Raw genomic sequence first — 22,059 nt, 5'->3', positions numbered from 1 at the left:
ATTGATGAGCACACGTATTCACGCCCGCTACCTGATTGAGACGCCCTACCCGGTTGAGCACGCGGCTCAAGTCATGGCCGGTGAGCAGTCGTCCGGCACCTTTACTCGCTTAGCCAATGAAACCGATGCCTTGCGGGAAGCCCATGGGGCGGTCGTCGAAAATATTGAGACACTGGACGCGGTTGAGACACCTTCGCTGCCCATGCGCGCTGATCTGGCGCCGCAAGGCCACGCTCTGTTTCAGCGCGCACTAGTGGAGCTCTCCTGGCCGCTGGAAAACATGGGCCCCTCTCTGCCGAATCTAGTGTCTACCATTGCGGGCAACCTGTTTGAGCTCAAAGAGTTTTCCGCACTGAAGTTACTGGATATCGACTTACCCAGCGCCTTCGCAGACGCCTACCCAGGCCCACAATTTGGGATGCCGGGCACACGCCAGCTAACCGGCATTACCAGCGGCCCACTAATAGGTACCATTATTAAGCCCAGCGTGGGCTTATCTCCGGCTGAAACCGCCGACATGGTGGCGCAACTTGTGGCGGGAGGTATTGATTTTATTAAAGACGACGAGCTGCAGGCTAACGGCCCCCATAACCCACTGTGCGCGCGCGTCGATGCCATCATGCCGATTATCAACGCCCATGCGGAGCGCACCGGCAAAAAGGTGATGTACGCCTTTAATATCAGTGGTGATATCGACGAGATGCGCGCTCAGCATGACTACGTGGTGGCTGCTGGCGGCAGCTGCGTCATGGTCGCCATAAACAGCGTTGGCTTAGCAGGTGTCGCGCACTTGCGTCGACACTGCCAGCTAGCGCTGCATGGTCACCGCGCAGGCTGGGGCATGTTAAGCCGTTCACCTCACTTGGGGATGGCGTTTGACGCTTACCATAAACTGTGGCGGCTAGCGGGAGTGGATCATATCCACGTCAATGGCCTGCGCAATAAATTCAGCGAAGAGGACGCTAGCGTAATCAATAGCGCTCGCGCCTGCCAAACAGCGATGTTTGAGGCACCTGCAGCGGGTTATCAGATTATGCCGGTCTTCTCTTCGGGGCAAAGCGCCGCCCAAGTGGCTGACACCTATCAAGCACTTGGCAATAGCGATCTGATTTACTGCTGTGGTGGCGGCATCATGGCTCACCCTGGAGGCATTGCTGGTGGAGTAGCAAGCCTGCGCCAGGCGTGGCAAGCAGCCATGGCGGGCATCCCGTTGGCAACCTATGCCCGAGAGCACCGAGAACTTGCCCAGGCCATGGAGACCTTTAGCGTATGAGCATGCCTCTTCTTCTCTCCTATTACGGTGATGACCTGACTGGCTCCACCGATGTGATGGAAGCGTTAAGCCTGAACGGGGTGGAAACAGTGCTTTTTCTGGCGCCGCCCAGCGAGGAGCAATTGGCTCCATTTGCCGACTTCCCAGCGATTGGCCTAGCGGGCACCAGCCGCAGCGAGTCCCCCGAGTGGATGGAAACACACTTAAACAACGCCCTGGCATGGCTGCAATCCCTTAACGCCTCACTGTGTCACTATAAGGTGTGCTCCACTTTCGATAGCGCGCCGGATATTGGCAATATCGGCAAAGCGCTGGAAATAGGCAAAGCCCTGTTCGCGCAAAGCTGCGTGCCGCTGGTGGTCGGTGCCCCTCAGCTAAAGCGCTATACCGTTTTTGGCCAACATTTTGCCGCCTTCGATGGCGAGGTTCACCGTATTGATCGTCACCCAGTAATGAGCCGCCATCCAGTAACGCCCATGGCAGAAGCCGATTTAAGGCTTCATTTGGCTAAACAATCCCGACTCTCCATCGGTTTAGCCGACGTACTGTGCATCGAATCAGCCAATACCAATTCCCAGGTTGACCAACTAAGCCGCTCGAATGACGTATTGCTCTACGACACGCTGAACCGCAACCATCAGGTAAAAGTGGGCGCACAGCTATGGCGAACGCGCTTACCCGAGGGCAGCTACGTGGTGGGTTCATCCGCGGTAGAGTATGCGTTAGTAGATACTTGGCGAAAGCAGGCGCTCATACCCGAAATCCCAACTCTTTTCTCCTCTCCTGGGGCGGTTGAAAAAATTGCCGTGGTGTCGGGCAGTTGTTCTGAAGTAACTGCCCGACAAATTCGACACGCGGAAACCAAAGGTTTTCGCGCCATTGCCATTGATGTCGTCAAACTTATCGACGATCAAAGGCATGCCGACACTATGAACAAGGCATTAAAAGACGCTATCGAGGCACTCAATCAGGGCAAAAGCGTCATTGTGTATACGGCCATGGGGCCAAACAGCGATGAGGATGCTGTGCATCAGAGCGGGGAAAAGGCACGCCACCTTATTGGCCACTCTTTAGGTCAGTTATTACGCCAAATGGTAGAAGCCCATAGGCTTAAGCGCATAGTGATCGCTGGGGGCGACACTTCCAGTCATGCGCTTAGCCAACTTGACGTACACGCCCTAACCACGCGACTACCACTGCCGGAAACGCCTGGCTCGCCGCTCTGCACCGCCCATAGCGACCAGCCAGTCTTTGATGGCTTGGAAGTCGCCTTAAAAGGGGGACAGATCGGCAGTGAAAGCTACTTTGTGACTATTCGTGACGGCATAGCCTAGGCGTCTTAACCCCACTAGTGTTGTAACGACCTGAATTCGGTAGGATTGGCGTCATTGCTCGTTTCGCTGCCCAGGATGCCCACTCCCATGCTCAATGGAATTTGGTTAAGCTTTTTTATCGCTGCGTTTGCGGCATCCCTTTGGCAATGGTTAGTCGGCGGCGATAGCGAAGTATTTGCTCGCTTAGTCCAGTCACTGTTCGATATGGCAGAAGTGAGCGTTGATATTATTTTGGTGCTGCTCGGCACCATGACGCTGTGGCTGGGGTTTCTTTCGATTGCCGAAAAGGCGGGCTTGATTCGTTTGCTAGGGCGGGTACTCGACCCGTTGTTCTGCCGCTTAATGCCGGAAGTGCCCCGCGGCCACCCTGCTATGGGGCTGATCAGTATGAACTTCGCGGCGAACATCCTGGGTCTGGATAACGCCGCCACGCCGATTGGCATCAAGGCCATGCACTCGCTGCAGAGCCTTAACCCCAGCAGTGAGACCGCCAGCAACGCACAAATTCTGTTTCTGGTGCTCAATACGTCTTCTCTCACGCTACTGCCGGTAACGATGTTTATGTATCGCGCCCAGCAAGGCGCTGCCGACCCCACGCTGGTCTTTTTACCTATTTTGCTGGCCACAACCGCCTCCAGTCTGGCGGGGCTTTTGGCGGTGGCATTGATGCAGCGCTTAAAACTCTGGCAGCCCGTGGTGCTAGCCTATTTAGCGATTGCTGCACTTGCGTTGGGGCTACTGATTACCACGCTGGCAGGCATGTCCGCCCAGGCACTGGCCGCGGCCTCTACGCTAGTCGGCAACCTGACGCTATTTAGCATCGTAATGATGTTTTTAGTGGTAGGGGCGCTACGCGGGGTGAGGGTCTATGACGCCTTTATCGAAGGTGCGAAAGAGGGGCTGAGCTTTACCATTACTCTGCTGCCCTACTTGATCGCCATGCTGGTAGCGGTCGGCGTGCTTCGCGCCAGCGGCGTTTTAGACGCTGGCTTAGGCGGTATCCGCTGGCTGGTCGAAGGCTTTGGCTGGGACACCCGCTTTGTCGATGCTCTGCCCACCGCCTTTGTGAAACCGCTTTCCGGCAGCGGCGCCCGCGCCATGATGATCGAAACCATGGACACCTTCGGCGTCGATAGCTTCCCTGGCCTGCTCGCGGCCACTATGCAAGGCAGCACCGAAACCACCTTTTATGTATTGGCTGTTTACTTCGGTGCTGTGGGCATCACCCGTATTCGTCACGGTTTGGGTTGTGCCCTGGTGGCCGACGCCGCGGGCATCACCACCGCCATTTTGGTGTGTTACTGGTTCTTTGGCTAATAAGGGTTAGCCGCCTGAAGGCTTTCGTTCATTAAGCGTAGCGTCTACCTTTTATATGCATCACTTAAGGTCTGCAGGCAGCAGATCAAGAGCCATCGCTAAGCAAAGGAAATGCGTTTCAGCAGCCGCTGCTCACGGGTGTTAATCGCTCATGGACGAAAGGTGAAATATGGCAGGCGCTAGTAGTATGTTAATAGCGCTCGCGGCTCTCTTCTGGGGGATATCCGGTGGAATCGCGGGCATTCTGTTAGACAGCGGCTGGGATGCTTCGGTCGTCTCTTTTTACCGTGGTTTTGTTGGGTTGCTCTTCGCGCTGGTGTGGCTTCTGCTCCAACGCGGCGGCCGGGGTTTGGCCAGTCGGCAGCTTTGGTTCTGGTCGGTGGTGGCAGGCCTGGGCGTGGCCGGCAACTTCACGTTCTACTTTATCAGTATTGAGCACGGCAGCGTGGCGGTGGCGGCCACCTTGATGTACTGCGCCCCGGTGTTTGTCTACCTGGCCTCGTTTGCGCTGAAGCTCGAGCGCCCCACTGCTGCCAAGTGGCTCGCCATCGCCCTGGTGATGGTGGGCGTGGTGCTGCTCACCAAGCTGTATGCCATTGGGGCTAGCGGACTCTCGCTCATAGGGGTGGTCACAGGGCTGCTTGCAGGGCTCTCTTATGCGGTGTTCATTTTTGGCTTTAAGTATGCGGCATCTCATGGCAGTCCAGCCGCCATTCTCTCGATTGCCTTTGCCGTGTTGGCCATCACTCTCATTGTGCCAAGTGATACTAATCAGATCTTGAGCGTTCTGGGCTCATCAGAATGGCACTTGTTTTTAATACTCGGCGTCTTAGGCGCAGGGTTATCATTTGTGCTGTACATTGTGGGCATAAAACGAACGACGCCTGCGCTCGCCTCCATGGTGGCCATGATAGAGCCTATCACCGCAACCCTATTTGGCGTGGCTGTATTAAATGAAAGCCTGAGTATTATTCAGATAGTGGGTATGGGGCTGATCCTGGTAACGGTGACAGCGCTCAGTATTACGACAAGCAAGGCATAGTCTTCCGTAAACCCAAATCAGTCGGGCCCTTAGACCTTCTCGGCAATGCGGTGGGCTAACTTATGGATAAAGGGGCCGCTGATAAACGCAATGATCCCAGCGGCTGGCCAGGCAAGAAACCAAGCGTGCATCCAGATGCCAACAAAATCAGCATGCATCCCGATATTCACGTAGGTCACCCAGGCAGACATAATTAGCGATAGCGTAAACGACATGAGAATAGCGAAGATAATTCTATGTTTCATGAGAGTACCTAAGGATGATGTATAAGTGCAGGCAGATTAACAAACATATATAACGGTAATATATGCCAATATATGAGAATCAATTTTACAGAATTGCAAAATGCGCAAACCCTCTTTAGATGACCTAAATATCTTTATCGTGGCCGCTAATCAACGCAGCCTCACGGCTGCGGCGGCATCGTTGAAGATGACGATTGCCACCGTGTCGAGGCGTATAAGCGCATTAGAAGCCACGTTAGGCGTTGAGTTGCTCTATCGCTCAACCAAGGGGTTGACGTTGACGCCTCACGGCGAATCCTACTACCGCGAATGTGAGGAATTGGTGCTCGCACTAGATCAGCGCATTTTGAATTTGGATCAAACGCTGCATAGTTTGAGCGGGCCCTTAAAAGTGATGGCTCCGGTCAATTTGGGGAATGGGCCGCTGGATGCGTTTTGGCGATATTTTATCCACCATTATCCCGAGATTGCGCTAACCATTGAACTAGATAACAACATCGTCGATATTCGTGATCAACAGGCGGATATCGCGCTACGTTCTGGGCCACAAAAAGATTCGACACTGATCCAAAAATATCTAGGCTATATTGAGCCGGTTTTGGTGGCATCACCCACCATGAAGCACTCTCTCCCCAGCACTATCACTGAGCTAGCGACATGTCCCAGCGTGGCGGCAAAGATGTTTAGCGAATGGCAGCTATTCAATCAGGATGGTCGTCAGCACGTGTGCCATAAACAGCATTTTCATCTTAGTAATGATATGAGTATTGTCCTCAACCTCACCAAAGCAGGCGCAGGCGTTTCCTTGATGCCCGCCAGCATGGTGGCGAACAGCTTAGAAACAAAGGAGTTGACACGGGTACTTCCAGCGTGGCAGGGCCGCCACAGAGAGATCTTCTTAGTGTGGCCCTCCCGGCGCAGCCTTTCAGCACGGGCCAAGATGTTTCGAAGCGAGTTAATTGAGTTTCTCAGCCACCAAACCTGGTTCCACTCCGCCAAGTAACCCTGCCGGACAAAAGCCTCTTTGGTGGCGCCGTAACGCCAGCAAAGAGTCTCTATTCATGCTTCAGAAAAGCTTAAATACCCAGCTTGGCCGAACGTGCAGCATGAAGTTTTTTATAGCTTTCGATCAAGCGCTGGTGGCGCTCTAGGCCTTCTAACTGCATATTAGTGGGCGTTAGGCCATGGAAACGTACTTCGCCGCTCACTGAACCAACCACAGCTGCCATGGTGGCTTCGCCGAACATACGCTGGAAGTTGTGCAGGTAATCTTCAAGCGCCAGTTCATCATCCAGCACAATTTCCAGTACCGCGTTCACCGCTTGATAGAACAGACCGCGCTCGACGGTGTTGTCGTTGTACTGCAGGAACATCTGTACACAGTCCAACGCTTCTTCGTGACGGCCAAGCGCCAGGTAGACTAATAGCTTCAGTTCCAGAATCGTCAGTTGGCCCCACTCGGTGTTTTCATCAAACTCGATACCGATTAGCGTGATGATATCGGTGTGGTCATCCATCTGGCTCTCTTCCAGCCGCTCGACCAGATCAGCCAGTTGATCGTCGTCGAGGCAGTGCAGATTAAGAATATCCTCGCGGTAATCCAGGGCCTTATTGGTGTTATCCCAGATCAGATCTTCGATGGGATATACCTCCGAGTAGCCCGGCACCAAAATGCGGCACACCGGTGCGCCCAGGTCTTCGTGTACCGCCATATACACTTCGGCACCCAACTCTTCAAAGATGCCAAACAGTGTCTCGGCTTCTTCCTCGTTGCTGCCGGAGAAGTCCCACTCGCTGAATTCAAAATCGGGCTTGGCGCTAAAGAAACGCCAGGAGACCACCCCCACCGAATCGATAAAGTGCTCGACAAAGTTGTTGGGCTCGGAAACCGTCTGCGAGTTAAAAGTGGGCAGCGGCAGGTCGTTCAGGCCTTCGAAACTGCGGCCTTGCAGCAGCTCAGTCAGGCTTCTCTCCAGCGCTACTTCGAAGCTCGGGTGGGCGCCGAAAGAAGCAAACACGCCGCCGGTGCGCGGGTTCATCAAAGTGACGCACATCACCGGGAACTGCCCGCCCATAGAGGCATCTTTTACAAGTACCGGGAACCCTTGGGCTTCCAGGGCGTTAATGCCTTCGACAATGCTGGGATACTTGGCCAGCACCTCCTGCGGCACATCAGGCAGCGTTAGCTCCTGCTCGAGAATTTCGCGCTTCACCGCCCGCTCGAAAATTTCCGACAGACACTGCACCTGCGCCTCTACCAGCGTATTGCCTGCGCTCATGCCGTTACTCAGGAACAGGTTTTCGATCAGGTTCGACGGGAAGTACACCGTTTCGCCATCGCTTTGACGCTCAAACGGCAGTGAGACGATGCCGCGCGACTCGTTACCGGAGTTGGTGTCAATCAGGTTAGAGCCACAAAGCTCGCCTTCCGGGTTGTAAATCGCCAGGCAGTGCTCATCGAGGATTTCCGCAGGCAGCTCGTCATTCGGGCCCGGTTTGAACCATTTCTCATTGGGGTAATGAACGAACTCACGGTTCGCAATCTCCTCACCGAAGAACTGATCGTTGTAGAAGAAGTTGCAGCTCAGACGCTCGATAAACTCGCCCAGCGCAGAGCACAACGCGCTCTCTTTGGTCGCGCCTTTGCCGTTGGTAAAGCACATCGGCGATGCCGCATCACGGATATGCAGCGACCACACGTGGGGCACGATATTGCGCCAGGAGGCAATTTCAATTTTCATGCCCAGGTCAGCAAGTATCGCGCTCATGTTGGCGATGGTCTGCTCTAGCGGCAGGTCTTTGCCTTCGATGTAGGTGCTGCCACCTTCCGGCGCGCCCATCAACAGTGCCTGGGCGTCTTCATCGATATTCTCGACCACCTCAATCTGAAACTCGGGGCCGGTCTGGACGACCTTCTTCACCGTGCAGCGGTCGATGGAGCGCAGGATGCCTTCGCGATCCTTCTCTGAAATATCTTCCGGCAGCTCGACCTGGATTTTGAAAATCTGCTTGTAGCGGTTTTCCGGGTCGACGATGTTATTTTGCGATAGGCGAATATTCTCGGTGGGAATGTCCCGCGCGTTGCAGTACACCTTGACGAAATAGGCCGCGCACATGGCCGATGAGGCCAGGAAGTAGTCAAACGGGCCGGGGGCCGAGCCGTCGCCTTTATAGCGAATGGGCTGGTCGGAGATGACCGTAAAATCGTCGAACCTGGACTCCAGGCGGAGGTTGTCGAGATAGTTAACTTTGATTTCCATGAGCGGGCGTCCGGGATAATGAGTGTGCCTGGGCGTATCAACGTTAGCCGATAGGCGAATGGCGGCCATTATCCAGTTTTTTACCCGTCTCGTCTTGGGCAGTCACCCAAAACATCTACCTCTCGTCGTGCAACAATGGCAGTGCTTACTACGGCAGTATCTTGGCGATCTGTTTAATAGAGGGAGGAATTATTGTGCTTGCATCATACGCTCTGCCTCAGTTTCGCTGACCCCAAGCATTAGTAAAATCTGGCGTTGTGTGGCTATCAATACCTGCTTTCGCTCCACCTCCCCCGGCAGACTTTTGGCAATGGCGACTGCCCCAACTAGAGACGCCAATATGACCCGAGATTTATCAGAAATCGCTTGGCGGTCACTAGCAAAGGGGAGCTGTTTCAACTTACTCAGTGCTATCAACCGGGTCTCAAGCATCTTTTTCATACTCATATATGACGCTTCAAACAGGGTGCGGATTTCGGCTTTTTCACTGCCTATTTCATTGAACAGCACCGCTTCAGGTCCCGGTCTATGTTTCGTTTCCAACTCCTGGAGATTGCAGTAGTTGGCGACTAATTCGGTCAGGTGTTGTAACGAAAGCGGCCCTTTTACCAGCCTAGCCGCGCGGCTGTTATCAATGGTCAGACGAACAGACTCATTGTAAAGGGCCTCTTTTGAAGCGAAATGGGCATAAAAGGCGCCGTGGGTCATCTTCGCTAGCTTCATAATCTGGCCAATCGACACCTTCTGAAACCCGTTGCGGCTGAATAGCTCTGTCGCTGAAGCCAAAATGCGCTCTTTGGTTTTCGATTTATGGCTCTTGGGATAAGGCATATCTACCTCGTCAGCTAAATATTATCTTGATCATATACTGCCCATTGCTAGGGTGACCATATCAATAAATTAGGAGTCACTATGCACTCACCCATCGTGATTACCGGCATGGGTATGGTCAGCCCGCTAGGTAACAGCGTCAATACAAGTTGGCAACGACTGATTAACGGCCAGTCTGGCATCAGCACCATTGACCGTTTTGATACAAGCCATATCCCGATCAAGATTGCCGGGGTGGTGCCGAGCATTAGCCATGACCCCACCGGCGGTATCGATCTGGATGCGATAGCCGACCCCAAAGAGCAGCGCAAAATGGACTTGTTCAGCCTCTACGCATTGGCGGCAGCCAAAGAGGCACTGTCACAAGCCAACTGGTTCCCCGTTGAGCAGGCTCAAAAACGCAGAACGGCCACCATTATTGGCTCTGGTATTGGCGGCTTCCCTACCATTACACAAGCTCAAAAAACCCTTGCTGAGCGCGGCTATCGAAAACTCTCCCCTTTCACTGTACCCGCCTTTCTGGCCAATTTGGCTGCTGGCAATCTGTCAATTCGCTATGGTTTTCAAGGCCCACTGGGCTGCCCGGTAACGGCTTGCGCGGCAGGGCTACAGGCGGTTGGCGACGGTATGCGCATTATACGCAACGGAGAAGCCGACGTTGCCCTCGTTGGTGGCGCCGAGGCGTGCATTGACCCTCTTTCACTCGCCAGCTTCAACGCTTTAAAGGCCGTTTCCACAGAAGCGGACGCCCCTGAACGTGCCTCCAGGCCCTTTGATAAAGCCCGTAACGGCTTTGTGATGGGAGAAGGCGCTGGCGTTATGGTGATCGAAACGCTTGACCATGCGGTCGCGCGGGGGGCAACGCCGTTAGCGGTGATTAGCGGCTACGGCACCAGCGCGGATGCCTACCATCTAACGGCAGGCCCAAAAGATGGGTCCGGCGCAGCAGCAGCGATTCAAGCGGCGCTAAACATGGCAAACCTTACTACTGATGCTATTGATCATATCAATGCCCATGCCACTTCTACTCCCGTTGGCGACCGGGCTGAAATTGCCTCGTTACGTAACGTATTCGGTGAGCGCTTGCCCACCATCCCTATTTCGGCAACCAAAGCCGCAACAGGCCACCTATTAGGCGCAGCGGGGGGCATAGAAAGTATTTTTTCTGTATTGGCAGTCAATAATCAGCAGCTTCCGCCCACCATCAACCTAGAACATTGCGATAATGATATGCAGGATTTAACTTTCGTCACGGCGACTCATCATAAGCACGCCACTAAGCATGTATTGTGCAACGGATTTGGTTTTGGTGGCGTCAATGCAGCGCTTATCGTTAGTCGTATTGAACGTTAACCGTATTGAGCGTTAAAGAATTAAGCAGAAGAACCGACCCTGCATAGAAACGGCAGCGCTTCCTCTAGCAATATTTCAGGAATTTCTTCGGCAATGTAATGACCGCAAGGGAGCGCTGTGCCTTCTACATCGGTGGCCACCTTGTGCCACTCATCAAGCGCATCAAAGCTGGCTTCGATAGCGCCTTCGGCACCCCACATCACTTTAATTGGGCAGGTAAGTTTTATGCCTGCATCGATATCTGCCTGATCGTGTTCTAAATCAATCGTGGCGCTGGCGCGGTAGTCGCCGCAGATGCCGGTAGCCGTTCCGGGTAGCGCCAGGCAGCGCTCATACTCTGCTAGCGCTTCTGATGAGAAAGGCGTCATACCTGCACTGCGAGCACCCATCACACTTCTCAAATACTGAGCGGGGTCGGCTTGAATCAGCGTTTCCGGCAGTGGCTGTGGGCGAATTAGGAAGAACCAGTGCCAGTAGCTGCGCGCAAAGGCCTCGGTGGTACCGCGATACATGGCAAGCGTTGGGGCGATATCCAGCAGCGCCATGCGTTCTACGCGTTCAGCGTGGTCAACGCCTAAGCGATGGGCGACACGCGCCCCACGATCATGGGCCAGCACTTTAAAACGCTCAAAGCCAAGCGTGCTCATTAGCTCCGCCATATCGGTCGCCATGGCGCGCTTGGAATAATTAAGATGCTCCGGATCATCCTCAGGTTTACTGCTATCGCCGTAGCCGCGCAAATCCGCCGCGATCACGGTGAAGTGCTGGGCAAGCTTCCCAGCGACCCCGTGCCAAATGGCATGGGTTTGCGGATGACCGTGAAGCAGCAGTAACGCCGGGCCGCTGCCACCGATTCGAAAGGCAATATCAACACCGTTAACGTGGCGTATATGTTTTTCAAATCCTGGAAACATGGCGTGCTCCTGGTCTGCTAGCCGCTAGGCTGATAAGGAAGCAAAGTGGAGGTTAGTATGTTTTTTGGAGTCGGTATGAAAAGCATAGAAACAATAAAGAGCAACGATAAAGAGCAACGATAAACAGTCAAGGAGAAGGGCTATTTAACACCTGCTGAAACAAAATCTTTTCAAACTGCTCCATAGGTTCGACAGATTTAAGCGTTTTGGCACGCAGAATAGCGCCTTCCCAGCCAGTGAGAATAAAGCTGGCGAGCGCCTCTGGCGCAGTATGAGTGGCGATGTCCCCTCGCGCTTGGGCGTCCTTCAAGCAGTGCACAAAGCGTTGCTCCCAGCGCTGAAATACCAAGTTTAACGCATCGCGGAAGGTATCGCTCTGGCCCGAAAGCTCTTGACCAAGGTTGCCGATCAAACAGCCCGTCGCGTGATCGCACTCATGCATATGAGCACGACCGGCTGCGAAGTAGCGTTTTAGACGCTCAAGCGGCGGCGTATCACTATCTTCCAACAGTGCCACCAGCGTTTCGTCATAGGTTGTGGCAAAGCGCTCAATTACCGCCAGGCCGAAATCTTCTTTGCTGGAGAAGTAATGATAAAAGGAGCCCTTAGGCACACCGCAGACCTTTAATACAGCATTAATGCCCGTCGCGTTGTAGCCTTGCTGACTAATCAGCTGGGCGCCACTATCAATTAATTTGTCGCGGGTTACGTTGTTTTTCATACGTCCAAGTTTTTCATACGTTCAATTTTTGCATACAACCAAAGTAGACCAGTCAGTCTATTGCTATCAAATGGGTGCTATGCGAGTAGCAGTTGCATGTTATTTGCACATTGTTTGACTTATCGCTGCTCAACAATGAGTGATGCTAGCATCATACGCTTATTTTTCTGGAAATTTCGCTCTCAACGGATCACGCGCGTTAATGATACCCATACGTTCTTACTCTTATCCTACCTTACAACAAGGCCGAATTCGGTTGGGCGCCTTGGTGGCCTTATTCATTTTTGTTGGCACCCTTGCCCTCGCGTGGTGGATTATTACCCAACCACCCCGTATTGAGCGAACCCCACCGCCTGAACCACTGCCTACCATGGTAGACGTGGTCACGGTGAGCACGAGTGCCCAGGCACCGAACCTTTACGGGTTTGGGCGCGTTGAGGCGGAACAGGAAACAAGGCTGGCCAGCCGCGTGGCAGGACAGCTGGAGCGTTTTGCCGACGGTGTTGTGCCGGGGCAAGTAGTTGAGCAAAGCGCTCCCGTGGCCTTTATTGATCAAGCCGACCTGGCTTTAAGTCTTGAGGATGCCGAAGCGCAGTTAGCTAATGCCCAAGCACAACTGGCGTTGGAGCAGGCGGAACAGCAGCGCGCCCGGAGCGAGTACGAATCTTTTGGTCGTCAGCTTTCCGCTGAACGACGTTCGCTGGTCTTACGTGAACCGCAGTTACGCCAAGCCCAGTCTCAAGTCACCCAAGCGCGGGTAGCTCGCGACCAGGCGGCACTGAATGTCGAGCGCGCAACCCTCACCGCCCCCTGGCAGGCCATGGTGCAAGAGCGCTTGGTAGGCGCCGGCAGCTTGTTAAGCCAGGGGACAGAGGTCGTGCATTTGGTGGGCGTGGAGCAGTTTTGGGTACGCGCCTCACTGCCCGGCGAGTGGACTGATTGGCTGGAAGTGGGCGGGCGGGTCACCTTAACCAGTCGCGGCTGGTCCGAAGGCGCTACTCGTGAAGGCACGCTGGTATCGATGCTGCCCAGCCTGGAAGAAAACGGCCTGCAGGCACAGCTTTTAATCGCCGTTAACGATCCATTGGCACTCGAGACCGACGGCCCTGCCCTGCGCCTAGGTGATGTGCTGCGTGCGTCTTTTCAACCCGCCACTCACGAACAGCTCATTTCACTACCTTCTGCGGCGCTTCGCCCGGGCGACGTAACGTGGCGGGTCGACGAGGATAATCGCCTGCGACGCACGCCGGTCAAGCTGGCTTACCGCGGTGAGGATGATGCATTGATTCGTAGCGGTCTGGAAGCCGGCCAACAAGTCGTCACGACAGGCTTAGCCCAGCCTAGAGAAGGCCAACTAGTCCGCATTCGTAGGCCCAACGACACCCCAGCCCAAGCGGGAGATGAACCGGGAGACGAATCATGAAGGTGCCACGCGGCCCACTGGCATGGATGGTCGATCATGGTGTCGCCCCCAACTTATTGATGGTGCTGTTTATCGTCGGCGGCCTAATGGCATCGCTGGCGATTAAAAAGGAAGTGTTTCCTGAATTCGACATCGAAGTCGTGCAAGTCACTATCAGCTACCCTGGCGCCACACCGGAAGATGTTGAGCAAAGCTTGCTGCTGCCGGTGGAAGCCGCGATTGCCGATGTGGAAGGCATCGATGAGCTAACCGCCACGGCCAGCGAAGGCAGCGCCAACGTCAGCGCCACGCTTATTGACGGCATTGATGTGATGCGCGCCTATCAGGATATTCAGCAGGCGGTGAATGCCATCACCACTCTGCCCAGTGCTGCCGACCCACCGCGTTTCACCTTGGCCGGACGCTCGCGTAGCGTGCTGAGCCTGCAAGTATACGGCCAGGTCGGTCTAGAGGCGTTGCACGATGCGGCCGAAGAGGTGCGGGGTAAACTGCAAGCCACCTCGGGTATTTCTCGCGTAGAGCTTTCCGGCAACCGTGAGCGGGAAATTCAAGTCCACCTCGATGAAGAAGCCATTGAACGCTATGGCCTGGATCACCAAGCGTTGGCTAGCCGCATAGCGGAAGAGGCGCTTGATCTTGCCAGTGGCCAACTGACAACGGCGGAAGGTGAATGGCTAATTCGCTATCAGGGCCGCCGTAACAGCGCTGAAGCCTTTGCCGAACTGCCAATTCTTACCAGCACTCAGGGCGCCCCCATTGCGCTGGGCGAGATCGCTAGGGTCAGCGACGGCTTTGCCGAGACCGATCGTGAGGAGTTTTATAATGGCCAGCCTGGTCTCTCCGTCGATGTTTATCAAATCGGCGATCAAACCCCGACCAGCATTTCAGAAGCGGTCAACGGTGAGCTTGAACGACTGCGCGCAGGCATGCCCGAGGGCGTCAGTCTGGATATTTCCCGCGATAGCTCGGAAATTTACGAAGACCGTCTCAGCCTGCTGTTAAAAAATGCCTGGATGGGGCTGGCGCTCGTATTGGTGCTCATGGCGCTGTTTTTGGAAGCGCGGCTGGCCTTCTGGGTCACTTTGGGTATTCCAACGGCGTTTCTGGGCGCCATGCTGTTTCTGCCTTGGGTCGGCGTCTCGCTCAACATGATGTCGATGTTCGCCTTTATTATCGCCTTGGGGATCGTGGTGGATGACGCCATCATCGTCGGCGAGAACATCTACAGCTACCGTGAGGAAGGCTATTCGCTGCGCGATGCAGCAGTGAAAGGCGCCAGCGAGATCGCCACACCGCTGACCTTCGCGATTTTATCCAACATCGTCGCTTTCCTGCCGCTGCTATTTTTACCCGGCTTTTTGGGACTGATTTTTGCCACCGTGCCGGTCGTCGTGGTCACTGTGTTTTTAATTTCCTGGCTGGAAGCGCTCGTTATTCTGCCGGCCCACCTAGCCCATAGCCGCAAGCCGCGCCAGACCCCTGCGTGGCAGCGCCCGCTTGAGGCACTTCGTCAACGTCTCCAGGGCGGCTTGCATCACTTCACCTACCACCAGTTCGAACCATTTCTGCAACGTGCGCTGAACCAGCGTCTGCTGAGTATTTCGTTGGGCATTGCGATCCTGCTTATCGCCCTCTCATGGGCAATGAGCGGGCGGCTGGGTTTTTCATTAATGCCCAGAGTGGAATCCGACGAAGTCGAGGCCAGCGTCACCCTGCCTATTGGCAGCCCTATCAGCGTTAGCCGCGAGCTAAGCCAGCAGTTATTGGATGCTAGCGAACAGCTTAGCCAGCGCGAAGAGTCACTCAGTTTTAGCAGTACTCATACTCGCTTGGACGGTGAGAGTTTGGAAGTAGAGCTAGAGATTGCGCCAGAAAGCCTAGATATTTGGCCGCCTTCTCGTGTTGCCCGTGAGTGGCGCGCCCTAACCGGCGATTTACTTGGTGCGCAATCGGTGCGCTTTGCCTCAGATGCCGGCGGTCCTGGCAGCGGTGCAGCGCTGAGCCTTCGCCTGTCTCATCCCGACACACAGATACTGGAGGCCGCCGCCGCACGGTTGGCAGAAACATTGGGCGGCTATGGACTCACGGATATCGACAGCGGGCTTGGCGACGGCAAACCGCAGTTGGAAATGCGTCTTTCCGCGGAGGGTCGTGCGCTGGGGCTCACCGGGAACAATTTAGCCCAAGCACTGCGCGGGCCACTCCAAGGCGCCACCGCGCTTGAACAATATGTCGGGCACAGCGAGATCAGCGTTGAGGTACGCCTGCCTACTGATAACCGCGACAGCTTAAACGAGCTCTACCGCATGCCGGTGCGCACCCCTGACGGGCTAAGCGTGCCGCTATCCAGAGTAGCTGACATCACTATCAGTCAAGCCTCCAGTAGCCTTGAACGCATTAACGGGCGACGAATTATTACCGTTACCGCCGACTCGGAAAGCGACATGGCGATCAATCAAGTGCTTGCTACGCTGCAGGAAGAGGTCTTTCCCAACTTAGAAGCGACCTGGCCGGGGCTTGAAGTCAGCATGGGTGGTCGTCAACAGGATACCGCCGACAACTTGGCCACGTTGAAGACCTCGATGTGGTTAATGATCGCGGCCCTTTATGCACTGCTCGCCATTCCCTTCCGAAGTTATTTGCAGCCGCTACTGGTGCTGGCCGCGATACCGTTTGGCATTGTCGGTGCAGTCGCAGGCCACATGATTATGGGCTTTGGGCTTTCGATTATCAGCCTGTTAGGCATGCTCGCGCTCTCCGGAGTGGTGATCAACGACGCCCTGGTGTTAATCGACTACGCCAATCGTAAACGCCGCGAAGGAATGGCTCCCCGAGAAGCTATCGTGGCAGCCGCCACGCGTCGTCTACGACCGATCATGATGACCACCCTGACGACATTTCTAGGCTTGGCGCCGATGATTTTGGAAACTTCACGGCAGGCGCGCTTTATGATCCCCATGGCGATCTCACTGGGCTTCGGTATGCTGTTCGCCACCGTGATCCTGCTGATTCTGGTCCCTTGCCTCTACCTGGGCATGGAAAATGCCCGCGAACGACTCAGCGCGCCACGCCCGCCCGCTCTCGCTAAAAACAAGCAGGGTGACAACCAGCCCAGCAAAGAAGAGGGGGCCCATTAATGGCTGTGCTCAATGCAATACGCCAATGGCGGCCCTCCCGGCTGGGCCTCAAACTGTTTGTCATTATCCTCAGCGTTAATGTGGCGATCTCAGCCAGTATGTTTTTGGCCGTCTCTTACAGTATTGACCGCGGCTTTCTCGATTATCTCAACCAAGCCCAGGAACGCCGTGCAGCGCTGTTGGCGGATGGCTTGGTCACCCGCTGGGAAACCCAGCAGAGCTGGGAGTGGCTTGAACAATCACCCGAACGCTGGCCGTTTATTGTCCGCTTTGAACTGGGTCAGGAGCACCGCGACCGCCCTTCTCCGCTGGGTGAAGCGCGGGATTTCACCCTGCGCGCAGCGGACGACCGCTTTGTGGTCCCCCCCAGGAGTGGGCGCGAAGGTTCGGGCAGTTGGCATTGGTTGACGCTAAGTAGCGGCGATACCCATATCGGCTCACTGGGGTTTCGGCCGCCTCGCGAAATGATGGAGCGCATGGAGAGCCGCTTTCTTGAGCGCCAGCAGCGCAACCTTGTGCTCATCGTCATCTCACTGTGCGTTGCCTCGCTGCTCTTGGCGGGTGGGCTTTCCTGGTGGCTGGGGCGTCGCACGCGGGCACTGGCAGGCGCTACGCTGCGCCTCACCGAAGGCGACTACCACACCCGACTACCTGAACGCGGCCGTGATGAACTGTCGCGACTGGCGCGGGATTTTAATGTTCTCGCCGCGACTCTGGAAGCCAGCCGAGATGCCCGCGCCCGCTGGGTGTCTGATACGGCCCACGAGCTGCGCACGCCGCTGGCAGTGCTGCGAGGGGAGATCGAAGCCATGCAGGATGGCATTCGGCCCCTGAATCAGGAAAACCTCGGCTCACTCGCCCAAGAAGTGGGCCAACTAGAGCGCCTAGTGGCGGATTTACGCCTGCTATCGCAAAGCGATGCGGGAGCGCTGGATATACAGTTGGCGCCGATGGATCTAAGCGACTGCCTGGCCAGCCGGTTGGACGATGCCGACCGTTGGCTGGTGGAAAGCGGTTTAACGCTGACCGAGCGCATCGAGCCTGGCATCATGATTCGTGGCGATGCCCAGCGCCTGCGCCAGCTATGGAGCAATCTCTTGGATAATAGCTGTGCGTACACGCAACCGCCGGGAGAGCTGCGCGTTACGCTCACGACTCAACAGGGCATGGCAGTAGTCACTTGGGAAGATAGTACGCCGGGCGTGCCGGAAGGCGAATTAGCTCGTCTAACTGAGCGGTTATACCGTGTGGAAGGTTCACGTAACCGTGCCAGCGGCGGCAGCGGTTTAGGGCTTTCCATTGCCAGCGCTTTGGTCAATGCGCACGGCGCGACACTGACCCCCTCGGCTTCATCCCTGGGCGGCCTACGCTGGACGCTGCGTTTTCCTCTTTTGACCACTGGCTGATATGTTCATGGCGATTGTTTTCAGGACAAATATTATCAAAGCTAATGGTTAAAAACGTTTTTAAGCCATGCTTTCACGTTAATTGCTAAGCGAGCCTACCTTTATGTCTCATGCTGCCTCTTTGCTGGTTGTTGAGGATGAACCGAAAATTGCCCGCCTGATGGCGGATTACTTGACCAGTCATGGATTTGAGGTAACTACCCTGGGCCACGGTGATGAAGTGATGCCGTGGCTGGAACAGCATTTTCCGGCCCTCGTACTGCTCGACATCATGCTGCCAGGCAAAGACGGCCTTACTCTGAGCCGGGAAATACGCCAGCAGTGGCCCTCTATAGCGATCATCATGGTGACCGCCAAAGTCGAGGAGGTCGACCGCCTGCTGGGGCTGGAGCTAGGCGCCGACGACTATATCTGCAAACCGTTCAGCCCCCGAGAAGTGGTCGCCCGTGTCAAAGCCGTACTACGCCGCAGCCAAGCGGCAGCCGAGGCACCCCTTGAGATGAAAAACGCGGCCGTGGTATTAAACGATGATGGCTGGCAAGCGCTCGCCCATGGGCAGGATTTAGGCCTCACGGCAGTGGAGTTTCAGCTCTTACGCGTGATGATGCAGGCGCCTGGGCGTATCTTCAGCCGCGAACAGTTAATGGACCACATGTACCGCGATAACCGTATCGTTTCGGAGCGCACCGTAGACAGTCACATTAAAAAACTGCGCAAGAAAATCCACGAAGCACTACCTGAACTGGAGATCATTCGTTCGGTATATGGCGTCGGGTATAAGTATCAGCCGGAGGGTTAAGGATTGATCTGCTGGTTAGGCACCGCGATGGCCAGCCCCCATCTTGCAGCTTCAGGGTAGCTAGGTGCCCCCTCACCTACCGACGACGACCTTCAACCAGCCAATAAGATCATGATTGTTGCACACTCTCTGCAAACGGTTTGCACGCCGCCTAGTGATACTGTCACTGTCAACTCACCAGGAGAGAACTTATGAAAATTTCAAGCGCTAAAAAAGTGTCAATTCGCCAACTGTTTGCCCCTGCCCTGCTGGCTATCACCATTGCTCCATTAGCACTTACCGCTCAAGCACATAGCCATGGTGACCATGAAAGCCAAGGCCCTGATCGCGAACGGATGGAAGAACGCATGGAGGAGCGTCGCCAGGAAGTGTATCAGCGCGCCGAGATCTCAGAAGAGAAGCAGGCTGAGCTCAACGAAGCACACGCCGAGCATCGCGAGGCTATGCACGCACTGCGTGACGAGCATCACGAGCGTGTCGCTGAGATCCTCACAGACGAAGAGCAGGAAGCGCTACGCAACGCCATGCACGAAGCTCATGAGGAGTATCGTGGTAAGCACGGTAAACGCGGCCACCATGATGAGCAAGAAGAAAGCGCCGATAGTGAATAAGCGTAAGCGCTAACCACTTCTTATCGTTAGCTTTAACGCCCGGTTTTCCCGGGCGTTTTTGCGTCTATATGCCGCTCTGCATACCGCTAACGGTCTCCCATCCAACCCACACGGAGAAAGGTTAGCTTGAAGGAGGCTACTTAATCGCGTATTTTATTTGAACGTTCATTCAAAATAAAATAATCCCTTCCTCTTTCAACAACAGGAGCCCGCCTGCATGGCGAAAGACATTCCCCACCTCCCTTCCCGCGACCGTCTCAATCCCGTGGTTTTCCACGGCAGTGTGGCGGGTATCGTTGTCTTTTTAGTGTTCACCATGGTGTTTACCGAGCAAGCTGGCACCTTTTTTGATGCCGGGCTTGCCTGGGTGAGTAAAACCTTCGGCTGGTACTACATGCTCGCCATTGTGGCGTACTTGGTATTCGTGGTTGCTATTGGCATGTCGCGCTTTGGCAGTATTCGTCTGGGGCCCGATCATTCACGCCCCGAGTTTTCGTTGCTCTCCTGGTCAGCCATGCTATTTGCAGCGGGTATTGGTATCGATCTGCTGTTCTTCAGTGTTGCTGAGCCGGTTGCGCACTATTTGGCTCCCCCGGATTTAACCCCGGAAAGCCAGGCCGCAATGCGTAACGCCGTCGTTCAAACCTATCTGCACTGGGGGCTCTCCGGCTGGGGGCTGTACGTGTTGATGGGTATGGCGTTGGCTTACTTCAGCTACCGTCATCGCCTGCCCCTGGCCATCCGCAGCGCGCTCTACCCCATACTGGGCAAACGTATCCACGGCCCGATTGGTAACGCGGTAGACATTACGGCGGTCATTTCCACCGTATTCGGTATTGCTACCAGCCTCGGCATTGGGGTAATGCAACTTAACTACGGCCTCACCTATATGTTTGGCGTGCCCGAAACCCTCACGGTCCAAGTGATCTTGATTGTACTGGTGGTGGTATTGGCAACGATTTCTGTGGTGACCGGCGTTGAAAAAGGCATACGCCGTCTCTCTGAGTTCAACATGCTGTTGGCGCTGGCATTGATGCTGTTTGTGCTCTTTTCTGGCGACACCTTGGTACTGTTGGATAAAGTGGTTAATAACGCCGGTGACTATCTTTCGGGATTTGTAGGCGCCAGTTTTGACACCTACGCCTTTGCTGATGAGGGCGCTCAAGAGTGGAAAATGTGGTGGACGATCTTCTTCTGGGGCTGGTGGATCGCCTGGACGCCGTTTGTGGGTTTGTTCCTGGCGCGTATCTCCCGGGGCCGGACCATTCGTGAATTTGTCGCAGGCGCCTTGTTTATTCCGCTGGCCTTTATGATGGTATGGATGTCGGTATTCGGTAACAGCGGTATTGAACTGGTCGCCAATCAAGGTGTTGTCGAACTGGGTGAGCAAGCCCTAAACACACCGCAAACCACGCTTTATACGCTGCTTGAGTATTACCCCTATGTAGGCCTAACAGCCGCGGTGGTCACCGTTCTGGGCATCGTCTTCTTTATTACCTCAGCAGATTCCGGTGCCCTGGTATTGGCCAACTTCACCTCTATTTTGAGCGACGTTAACCACGATGCGCCGGTGAAACTGCGTATTTTCTGGTCGGCAGTGATCGGTTTGATCACCATTGCCCTGCTCATGGCCGGCGGCTTAAATGCACTGCAGAGCGCCGTTGTCATTACCGCACTACCATTCTCGGTGGTGATTTTTGCGGTGATGATTGGTATGTACAAAGCCTTGAAATTGGAAGGCAGCAAGGCCGATGCACGCCGGATGATCGCAGGCAGTGCCCCAGGGGGCGACTGGAAAGAGCGCTTGGACCGTGCGTTAGATACCTCTAACCGTGCAGGTGCGGCCGCTACGATTGAGCACTCTATTCGCCCAGCGATGACTCAGTTCGCTCAGGAGCTTGAAAGCCGAGGCCAAACCGCCAACGTGTCCGAAGAGCGTGTTGAGGGAGAATCCTTATCCAACCTGATGCTACAGGTCGATTTTGGCGAGGCCACCAGCTTTGTCTACCAGGTATGCCCGCACCGTATGCGTACCCCCAGCTTCATCCAGGCGGATGATGACTTCTATGTACGCCTGGACGTCTACCTGGCAGAAGGGGGACAGGATAAAGACCTTAACGGTTATACCCGTGGTCAGGTAATTGGTGATTTGGTGGCCGAGTACGAACGTCACCTACATTTCCTCACCCTGGCAGGCCAGCAGATGGGCCATGTACAGGCGATGCCCGGCACGATCGGCGAACCACCTGAAAATGCTCAGATGTAACAGCATCCGTATCTAGCGCACCTACAATCCCGGCTCAGGCCGGGATTTTTGTGTGCAAATGATGCCGCGACTAACGCCTTGTTGTGCAAATTTCAGTGCAGGCGTAGCGTAATGGCTTGTTTTCCCT

Annotated in this window: 17 protein-coding genes; 12 read left to right on the top strand and 5 right to left on the bottom strand. The window is 55.0% G+C overall.

Translation table 11 applies throughout. The features are described from left to right. Positions 1 to 4 precede the first annotated feature (4 nt). The 4 genes from ACUVOF_RS05825 (at position 5) to ACUVOF_RS05810 (ending at position 4,966) form a co-directional block, all read left to right on the top strand. Positions 5 to 1,273: a ribulose-bisphosphate carboxylase large subunit family protein gene (locus ACUVOF_RS05825; protein ID WP_447043442.1), complete on the top strand. Its 1,269-nt coding sequence runs from the start codon at positions 5 to 7 to the stop codon at positions 1,271 to 1,273. Beyond that, a complete protein-coding gene (locus ACUVOF_RS05820; RefSeq protein WP_447043441.1) occupies positions 1,270 to 2,607 on the top strand; it encodes a four-carbon acid sugar kinase family protein in 1,338 nt (445 codons plus the stop codon). Before ACUVOF_RS05825 ends, ACUVOF_RS05820 begins: the two co-directional genes overlap by 4 nt. Before the next feature lie 87 nt (positions 2,608 to 2,694). Then, on the top strand, positions 2,695 to 3,924 hold the full coding sequence (locus tag ACUVOF_RS05815; RefSeq protein ID WP_447043440.1) for a nucleoside recognition domain-containing protein: 1,230 nt from the start codon (positions 2,695 to 2,697) through the stop codon (positions 3,922 to 3,924). Positions 3,925 to 4,093: 169 nt separating this feature from the next. Beyond that, positions 4,094 to 4,966, top strand: coding sequence for a DMT family transporter (locus tag ACUVOF_RS05810; RefSeq protein WP_447043439.1), 873 nt, complete (start codon positions 4,094 to 4,096; stop codon positions 4,964 to 4,966). Between the two features lie 29 nt (positions 4,967 to 4,995). On the opposite strand, the gene ACUVOF_RS05805 is transcribed toward ACUVOF_RS05810, so the two are convergent. Next, positions 4,996 to 5,211 carry a DUF2798 domain-containing protein gene (locus ACUVOF_RS05805; RefSeq protein ID WP_022522320.1) on the bottom strand — a complete coding sequence of 72 codons (216 nt, stop codon included), beginning with the start codon at positions 5,209 to 5,211 and terminating at the stop codon, positions 4,996 to 4,998. A gap of 100 nt (positions 5,212 to 5,311) precedes the next feature. Between ACUVOF_RS05805 and ACUVOF_RS05800 the strand changes: the two genes are divergently transcribed. Next, positions 5,312 to 6,214 (top strand): LysR family transcriptional regulator, encoded by a 903-nt coding sequence (locus tag ACUVOF_RS05800; protein WP_447043438.1) that lies wholly within the window; start codon positions 5,312 to 5,314, stop codon positions 6,212 to 6,214. Positions 6,215 to 6,287: 73 nt separating this feature from the next. Here the strand turns inward: ACUVOF_RS05800 and ACUVOF_RS05795 are convergent, their stop codons facing one another. Both ACUVOF_RS05795 and ACUVOF_RS05790 read right to left on the bottom strand, forming a co-directional pair. Then, entirely contained in the window at positions 6,288 to 8,471 is a 2,184-nt protein-coding gene (locus ACUVOF_RS05795; protein WP_447043437.1) for an OsmC domain/YcaO domain-containing protein, read from the bottom strand. 189 nt (positions 8,472 to 8,660) lie between these two features. Next, positions 8,661 to 9,302 carry a TetR/AcrR family transcriptional regulator gene (locus ACUVOF_RS05790; RefSeq protein WP_447043436.1) on the bottom strand — a complete coding sequence of 214 codons (642 nt, stop codon included), beginning with the start codon at positions 9,300 to 9,302 and terminating at the stop codon, positions 8,661 to 8,663. Between the two features lie 81 nt (positions 9,303 to 9,383). On the opposite strand from ACUVOF_RS05790, the gene fabF reads away from it, so the two are divergent. Then, on the top strand, positions 9,384 to 10,655 hold the full coding sequence (gene fabF / locus ACUVOF_RS05785; RefSeq protein WP_447043435.1) for a beta-ketoacyl-ACP synthase II: 1,272 nt from the start codon (positions 9,384 to 9,386) through the stop codon (positions 10,653 to 10,655). Between the two features lie 20 nt (positions 10,656 to 10,675). Here the strand turns inward: fabF and ACUVOF_RS05780 are convergent, their stop codons facing one another. Both ACUVOF_RS05780 and ACUVOF_RS05775 read right to left on the bottom strand, forming a co-directional pair. Next, complete coding sequence (locus tag ACUVOF_RS05780) at positions 10,676 to 11,569, bottom strand: alpha/beta fold hydrolase (protein WP_447043434.1); 894 nt, start codon at positions 11,567 to 11,569, stop codon at positions 10,676 to 10,678. Positions 11,570 to 11,696: 127 nt separating this feature from the next. After that, on the bottom strand, positions 11,697 to 12,290 hold the full coding sequence (locus tag ACUVOF_RS05775) for a TetR family transcriptional regulator C-terminal domain-containing protein (protein ID WP_447043433.1): 594 nt from the start codon (positions 12,288 to 12,290) through the stop codon (positions 11,697 to 11,699). 202 nt (positions 12,291 to 12,492) lie between these two features. Between ACUVOF_RS05775 and ACUVOF_RS05770 the strand changes: the two genes are divergently transcribed. The 6 genes from ACUVOF_RS05770 (at position 12,493) to betT (ending at position 21,932) form a co-directional block, all read left to right on the top strand. Next, a complete protein-coding gene (locus tag ACUVOF_RS05770) occupies positions 12,493 to 13,713 on the top strand; it encodes an efflux RND transporter periplasmic adaptor subunit (protein WP_447043432.1) in 1,221 nt (406 codons plus the stop codon). Beyond that, positions 13,710 to 16,850 carry an efflux RND transporter permease subunit gene (locus tag ACUVOF_RS05765; RefSeq protein WP_447043431.1) on the top strand — a complete coding sequence of 1,047 codons (3,141 nt, stop codon included), beginning with the start codon at positions 13,710 to 13,712 and terminating at the stop codon, positions 16,848 to 16,850. Before ACUVOF_RS05770 ends, ACUVOF_RS05765 begins: the two co-directional genes overlap by 4 nt. After that, positions 16,850 to 18,256, top strand: coding sequence for an ATP-binding protein (locus tag ACUVOF_RS05760; protein ID WP_447043430.1), 1,407 nt, complete (start codon positions 16,850 to 16,852; stop codon positions 18,254 to 18,256). The genes ACUVOF_RS05765 and ACUVOF_RS05760 overlap by 1 nt, the downstream gene beginning before the upstream one ends. A 103-nt stretch (positions 18,257 to 18,359) precedes the next feature. Further along, positions 18,360 to 19,055 (top strand): response regulator, encoded by a 696-nt coding sequence (locus ACUVOF_RS05755; RefSeq protein ID WP_447043429.1) that lies wholly within the window; start codon positions 18,360 to 18,362, stop codon positions 19,053 to 19,055. Positions 19,056 to 19,246: 191 nt separating this feature from the next. Then, on the top strand, positions 19,247 to 19,666 hold the full coding sequence (locus ACUVOF_RS05750) for a hypothetical protein (RefSeq protein ID WP_447043428.1): 420 nt from the start codon (positions 19,247 to 19,249) through the stop codon (positions 19,664 to 19,666). Positions 19,667 to 19,883: 217 nt separating this feature from the next. Continuing rightward, on the top strand, positions 19,884 to 21,932 hold the full coding sequence (betT, locus tag ACUVOF_RS05745) for a choline BCCT transporter BetT (protein WP_447043427.1): 2,049 nt from the start codon (positions 19,884 to 19,886) through the stop codon (positions 21,930 to 21,932). Positions 21,933 to 22,059 lie beyond the last annotated feature (127 nt).

The sequence above is a fragment of the Vreelandella sp. H-I2 genome, assembly GCF_052959335.1.
Note: the sequence above shows the minus strand (reverse complement) of the source record. Positions and strands in the feature narration are given on the sequence as shown.